Here is a 6,592-nt window from a genome sequence, read left to right as displayed (position 1 = left end):
TTGCTCCTCACTTGTGTGGCTCGCCACACGGCGCTCGGAGCGCCTTGCATCGCATCCCGCCCAGCGCCCCCAAAACGGGAACTTATTCCGGGCCAAATCCTTGCTCGTTGTGGGCCGGAGGCACACCGCTTCTTCACTTGCGCCTTGCCCTTTGGCCCGCCAGAACCCGGCGTGGGCACTCATTCGGAGTGAACAGGCCCTTAAGTACAGAGAGAGTTCAAGCATGACCCGACAGATTCGCAACATCGCCATCATCGCCCACGTGGACCATGGCAAGACAACGCTCGTGGACCAACTGCTCCGCCAGAGCGGAACCTTCCGACAAAACGAGAAGGTGGCCGAGCGCGTGATGGACAGCAACGACCTCGAAAAGGAACGTGGCATCACCATCCTCGCGAAGAATTGCGCGGTCGAGTGGAAAGGCACGCACGTCAACATCGTCGACACCCCCGGGCACGCGGACTTCGGCGGTGAAGTGGAGCGTGTGCTGTCGATGGTCGACAGTGTGCTGCTGTTGGTCGATGCCGTCGAAGGCCCGATGCCGCAGACGCGCTTCGTGACCAAGAAGGCGTTGGCGCTGGGCTTGAAGCCCATCGTCGTCGTCAACAAGGTGGATCGTCCGGGCTCGCGGACCGACTATGTCATCAACGCCACCTTCGATCTTTTCGACAAGCTCGGTGCCACCGAAGACCAACTCGACTTCCCTGTGGTGTATGCCTCGGGCCTCAACGGTTGGGCCACTCTTGAAAAGGGCGCGACGGGCACCGATCTCGCGCCACTTTTCGACGCTATCTTGACTCACGTGCCGGCGCACGAAGGCAGCCCGACAGATCCGCTTCAGCTGCAGATTTGCTCGCTCGACTACTCGACCTACGTCGGGCGCATCGGCATTGGCCGAGTGAATCAGGGTACTTTGAAGCCAATGCAGAACGTGGCCGTGTACAGCGGGCTCGACAGCACACCGTTTAATGCTCGCGTGAACCAAGTGCTCAAGTTCGAAGGCCTCGAACGTCAGCAAGCCACCGAAGCGGGTCCGGGCGACATCGTTCTGATCAACGGCATCGAAGGCATCGGCATCGGGGTGACTCTCACCGACATCGAGAGCCCGAAACCGTTGCCCATGCTGAAGGTCGACGAGCCCACGCTGACGATGAACTTCTGCGTCAACAACTCGCCGCTGGCAGGTCGCGAAGGCAAGTTCGTGACGAGCCGCCAGATCTGGGACCGCCTGCAGCGCGAGTTGCAGAGCAATGTGGCTCTGAAGGTGAAGGAGACCGACGAAGACGGCATCTTCGAAGTGTCGGGTCGCGGCGAGCTTCACCTCACCATCCTGCTGGAAAACATGCGCCGCGAAGGCTATGAGCTGGCCGTGTCGAAGCCGCGTGTGGTGTTCCGCCACGAAGGCGACCAACGGCTCGAGCCGATCGAAATGGTCACGGCAGACGTTGAAGACCAGCACCAGGGCGCCGTGATGCAGGCCTTGGGCGAGCGCAAGGCAGAACTCATCAATATGGAACCGGACGGCATGGGTCGCGTGCGCCTCGAGTACCGCATTCCGGCGCGGGGCCTTATCGGCTTCCAGAACGAGTTCCTGAATCTGACGCGCGGAACCGGCCTCATCAGCAACATCTTCGACAGCTACGAGGCCTACAAGGGCGAGATCGAAGGCCGCAAGAATGGCGTGCTGATCAGCCAGGACGACGGCGAAGCGGTGACGTATTCGCTGGGCAAGCTGGATGACCGCGGCCGCATGTTCGTGAAGGCAGGCGATCCGTTGTATGAAGGCATGATCATCGGCATCCACAGCCGCGACAACGACCTGGTGGTGAACGCCGTTCGCGGGAAGCAGCTCACCAACTTCCGCGTCTCGGGCAAGGAAGACGCGATCAAGATCACCCCTCCGATCATCCTCACGCTGGAATATGCTGTGGAGTTCATTGCGGACGACGAACTGGTGGAAATCACGCCCAAGTCGATCCGGATCCGCAAGAGGCACTTGAAGGAACACGACCGCAAGAAGGCCAGCCGCGAAATGGCCTGATGGTTGTCTCCCTCTTCCGCAATGGAAGAGGGGAGCCCGAATCCCGCACGTGGTGTCACCCGTGTGAATGCGGTCTTCCGCCAACATTGGCAAACTGGGCTGTCTCCAGCAGCACTTCAGCCAACATGCATCCGTTGTCCCACCGTCAGGCCGTGTTCGGCATGCTCCTTGTCAGCTTGATGTGGAGCATCGCGGGGTTCATTACCCGGCGGCTCGATTCCGCTCAAGCCTTCGAAATCACGTTCTGGCGCAGCTTCTTCCTCGCCCTGGCGCTCGCTGGGTATTTCGCGGCCGTGCATGGGCGTGACGCACCCCGACTCCTGACCACCGGCGGTAGGCCCTTGTGGATATCGGGCCTGATGTGGAACGTGATGTTCACCTGCTTCATGGTGGCGCTCACGCTGACCACCGTCGCCAACGTGCTCATCACGATGAGCATCGCGCCGCTCCTCACGGCCTTGCTCGCCCGCTTCATGCTCGGCCATCGCGTAGCGATCCGGACGTGGGTCGCCATCGTCATCGCCGGCGCCGGCATCGCCTGGATGTATGGCAACAACATCAGCTCAGACGGCACGCACCTGCTGGGCACGCTCGTCGCGCTCGGTGTGCCCATCGCGGGCGCCATCAACTGGAACACCCTGCAGCGCAGTGGCAAATCGGTCGACCTGGTCCCTGCGCTGCTGATCGGTGCCGTCATCTCCAGCGTGACGACCTTGCCGTTCTCCATGCCATTTCACGCAACGCATCACGACATCGCCTTGCTCGCGGTGCTGGGCGTGTTTCAGCTTGCTATTCCATGCACGATGGCGATACGGTTGTCGCGATCCTTGGCGGCGCCTGAGATTTCCTTGCTCGCGCTGCTGGAGATCATCTTTGGCATCGCCTGGGCCTGGGTGGGAGCGGGCGAGAAACCGGCGCCGCAGGTTCTGGCCGGAGGCGCGTTGGTATTGGGAACGCTCGCGCTGAACGAAGCGTGGGGCATGAGGAGTAGAGGGGTGCGATGAGAAGTGAACAGGTCTTGGTGAAGGCAGAAAAGCGATGCAACGTCGGCGTCATCACGCTGAATCGGCCGAATGCGTTGAACGCCTTGTCCTTGTCGATGATTCGCGACGTCACCGCGTCCTTGCTCGAATGGCGCGACGATGCTGAAGTGGTGGCTGTGGTGCTGAAGGGAGCGACGCAAGAGGGCAAGGGCGTGGCGTTCTGTGCGGGCGGCGACATTCGCTTCTTCTATCAGGCAGCGCTCGACGGGGACCCGCGGCTCGAGGACTTCTTCACTGAGGAATACACGCTGAACCACCTCATCCATACCTATCCGAAGCTGACCGTGGCCTTGATGGATGGCATCGTGATGGGTGGCGGTATGGGACTGTCGCAGGGGGCTGCGATCCGCGTCGTGACCGAGCGCTCCAAGCTCGCGATGCCCGAGACCAACATCGGACTTTTCCCCGACGTGGGCGGCGGCTATTTCCTGTCGCGATGCGAGGGGCGCATCGGCGAATACCTCGCGCTCACGGGGCAGGTGGCCGGTGCAGGCGACGCGATCGCTTTGGGCCTCGCCGACTTCTTTGTTCCGTCCGGCGGCCTGGCTGCACTGGTCGAGACCCTGTGCGACCAGCCGATGGAAAGCGGCGCGCAGGTGCATGCAAGCGTGGTCACGCACACGCAGCCGATGCCCAGTGTGCAATGGACTGCGCAGCGCGAAGCGATCGATCTTCACTTCGCAGGCGACGACATGCGCGCCATCTTCGATTCGCTGCAAGGCGATTCGAGCGACTGGGCAGCGGCAACGCTCGCCACGCTTCGCAAGCGTTCGCCGCTGATGATGGCGGTGACGCTGGAACAAGTGCGCCGCGCGCGCACGATGGACCTCGCAGACGATCTGCGCATGGAGCGTGACATCGTGCGCCACTCTTTCCATCTGCGACCTGGTGTGGCCAGCGAGACGGTCGAAGGCATTCGCGCGTTGTCCGTCGACAAGGACCATGCGCCACGATGGAATCCGGCGCGTATCGAGGACGTTAAGCGGGAGGACGTCGAGGCATATTTTGCGAGTCCGTGGCCTGCGCATGCGCATCCGTTGCGGATGCTTGATTGACATTCCGTATGGGCTCCCTCGACAGGCTTGGGAGGCATGCGAGCCACGTGAGCATGGGCCAGAGAAACAGACCATCAGCCTCTGGAATTCGTGGCCGACGCCCAAGTCGATCGGTGAGCGAAGCACGAGCGCAGGGACGACATCACGCAGCAGTATCTGGAGCGTGAAAGCGTGAAAGCTGCGAATTGACAGACGAGGTCGTCGCCAGGGGCCGCATGTTGTCGAGCGCTGCAATGGACTCGGCTCCACTGCCGCGAGAGAGCGCTACGCAACTCCATCCACATCTTCGCGGGCAAGGCTCGCCGATGAAAGGATGTGGCTGTATTGTGGGGTTTGGATCAAATATGGCATTTGGAATTTTCGATGGCCTACTGCATTGGCAAAACCAATCCTGCGGTTTCTCGCGAAATGAGCCCGCAGCAAGACGAACAGGTACTGCCATCGGCAGGGAGATTGCCTGCGGCCCGTCCGCAAAGTCCGGGACTCACTGGCTTATCGCCGCGGACCACGCGGCCCCACACAGGCCCGGAGCACAGCGATCTGCCGACACCGCCCACGGCTGCACCCACAAACGGCGGGGCGCCGTCGACCTCGCACCTGCGCGCGACGGCGCCGAGCCGGGCGACAACGCTGCCGGCCTTCAACGCAATCCTGCACGCCGGTTCCCGCGAGGCGCTGCGCTTCCCGGTCGTCATGGCATTTCATGATCACCAGCTGGCCGCTGCCATGAGGGACCTGTTATCGGACAGCGGAGTACTCGACGAGGAGACGCTCAACACGCTCCTGCAGGACCCCACCGAGGTCAAGGTTCAAGAGCACTTGGTGGAGGAAACAGCCACAGCCTGTTCGCACAATACTGGGAGCATTTGAGGCAATGGGTGCAAACAAACGGTGGCGATCTGGCAGAAACCACCGGCACCAATGTTCCTGGTCGAATCGGCGGAGCTCCGCACGGCGTCGCCAACAAAGCAATCTACAACGACGCCTTTCGGGACATCATCAGGCATGCAAACTCCCTCAGGGTCGCGAAGTCGGTGAGCAACCAACTTCGCTTCATCAAACTTTTCCTGCAAGCACCGGATAGCGACGCGGACGATTGATGCGAGCGGGACCTGCCATCGCTGCAGGCAGCACATATCTTGTGTGGTCGCCGCCGCCGCCGCCGCCGCAGGGCGATCGCAGCTCCGCCAGATCCCGCGTGGCTTGGGGTCGCTCTTGGGGCCGCCGCTGAAGCTCAGCCACGCCGAGTCCACGCTGACGCAGCCGACGCTGGTCGATTCGCGAACCTGATCGCCGTCGATGGGCTTTGTGGGCTTTGGCACGGGGGCGATATCGCGCTCGATCTGCGCGTCGAGTGCTTTGCCGACGGCGAGGACTCTGCGTCGAGTACTGCCCAAGGAGATCGCCTTGTCCAGCGACGTGTTCTTCGAACGATCAGCAGGACCCGCGTGTCGAGTCGTGGCACCCACGTTCCACTTCGGCTAATGGGGCCGCCTCGGCCGGAAAGACCGTTTCGTGGTCCCGGACGTGATCGCAAGGACTGGTCACGCGTCGAGATCGGTGGCGACTCCACCGCAGCGGATGTGAACACCGAACTCGCGCCCGACGGTGGTCGTGTCATCGCGCAGGGCGCCACGCTGGGACATGAGTCGGTCTTGCGCGAGTGCAGCGGCTCGGCAAAACGCGGGTAGTCGAAGCTGCGAATGCCTCGCGAGAACAGAAAACTCGTCATCCCGCCCGCGTAACCCGCACCCGGCAGGGTCCCGGTGATGATGATTCTGTCGTAGCACGACAGCACGCCGTGCAGGTTCGCCGCATACCGATCAGTCAGTGCCGCTTCAGCCATGGTCGGTCTTGTCGACGCCGCTTCGCTGGTGATCGTATTACCTGTTTGGTTCCGGCTCTGCCGGCTTAGGCTTAGGACATGGCCCGGATCGGACCTTGCCGTAACGGCCCAACACCGGATTGCATCCGAGCCACGAAGAGAAGAAAGCCTTGCCAACGCCGATGGATCGCAGCGTCTGGCCGCATATGGGGGCAAGGCTCGGCCGATCCAGAGCATCCGCAGGATCAGCCTCCCTGAAAGCGCGAGGGGTGTTGGTGGCAGTTCCGTCGCCTTGTCATCATTGCAGCGAACCCCTTGCCCGCTGCAGCAACACGCCCAGCAGATCCTGGTCCACAGGGCCTCGGTGCACACGGGCGTCGGCGTTACCGAATAGCTGCTGGAGTTCCTCCCAGCGCGGACCCAGACTCCTTTGCTCTTCGCTCTTGATGTGAGCGGCGGCGAGGTCGGCAAAGCGAAGCGCGAGGCATTGTCGTGGGCTGACCTGACGAAGAGTATGCAGGTGCAGATAGACCGCAGGCGCCTCGTTGCCGTCGCTGAAGGGACGCGGCGTGATCGTCAGTTCGAAAAGCGTCCCGCGCTCGCCTTGGTCACCGGCGGAGGGAAGCCG

At 62.2% G+C, this 6,592-nt stretch carries 4 protein-coding genes and 1 pseudogene; 3 read left to right on the top strand and 2 right to left on the bottom strand.

The window, feature by feature from the left end; translation table 11 throughout:
• Nucleotides 1-223 precede the first annotated feature (223 nt).
• The 3 genes from typA to AC30NL_RS17305 all read left to right on the top strand — a co-directional run bounded on the left by typA (nt 224) and on the right by AC30NL_RS17305 (nt 4,139).
• Entirely contained in the window at nt 224-2,041 is a 1,818-nt protein-coding gene (typA, locus tag AC30NL_RS17315; RefSeq protein ID WP_489465234.1) for a translational GTPase TypA, read from the top strand.
• A 125-nt stretch (nt 2,042-2,166) separates the two neighbouring features.
• A complete protein-coding gene (locus AC30NL_RS17310) occupies nt 2,167-3,045 on the top strand; it encodes a DMT family transporter (RefSeq protein WP_489465233.1) in 879 nt (292 codons plus the stop codon).
• Nucleotides 3,042-4,139 carry an enoyl-CoA hydratase/isomerase family protein gene (locus AC30NL_RS17305; RefSeq protein ID WP_489465232.1) on the top strand — a complete coding sequence of 366 codons (1,098 nt, stop codon included), beginning with the start codon at nt 3,042-3,044 and terminating at the stop codon, nt 4,137-4,139. The genes AC30NL_RS17310 and AC30NL_RS17305 overlap by 4 nt, the downstream gene beginning before the upstream one ends.
• Before the next feature lie 809 nt (nt 4,140-4,948).
• On the opposite strand, the gene AC30NL_RS17300 is transcribed toward AC30NL_RS17305, so the two are convergent.
• Complete coding sequence (locus tag AC30NL_RS17300; protein ID WP_489465231.1) at nt 4,949-5,608, bottom strand: hypothetical protein; 660 nt, start codon at nt 5,606-5,608, stop codon at nt 4,949-4,951.
• Nucleotides 5,609-6,262: 654 nt separating this feature from the next.
• Nucleotides 6,263-6,592, bottom strand: a pseudogene (locus tag AC30NL_RS17295) (type III secretion system effector XopP); the annotation flags it as partial.

The organism is Rhizobacter sp., assembly GCA_021153565.1.
In the GTDB taxonomy this organism is placed as follows: domain Bacteria; phylum Pseudomonadota; class Gammaproteobacteria; order Burkholderiales; family Burkholderiaceae_C; genus Albitalea.
Note: the sequence above shows the minus strand (reverse complement) of the source record. Positions and strands in the feature narration are given on the sequence as shown.

Coding starts and splice junctions, on each gene's coding strand:
- typA (WP_489465234.1), top strand. CDS start 224: ATGACCCGACAGATTCGCAACATCGCCATCATCGCCCACGTGGACCAT.
- AC30NL_RS17305 (WP_489465232.1), top strand. CDS start 3,042: ATGAGAAGTGAACAGGTCTTGGTGAAGGCAGAAAAGCGATGCAACGTC.
- AC30NL_RS17310 (WP_489465233.1), top strand. CDS start 2,167: ATGCATCCGTTGTCCCACCGTCAGGCCGTGTTCGGCATGCTCCTTGTC.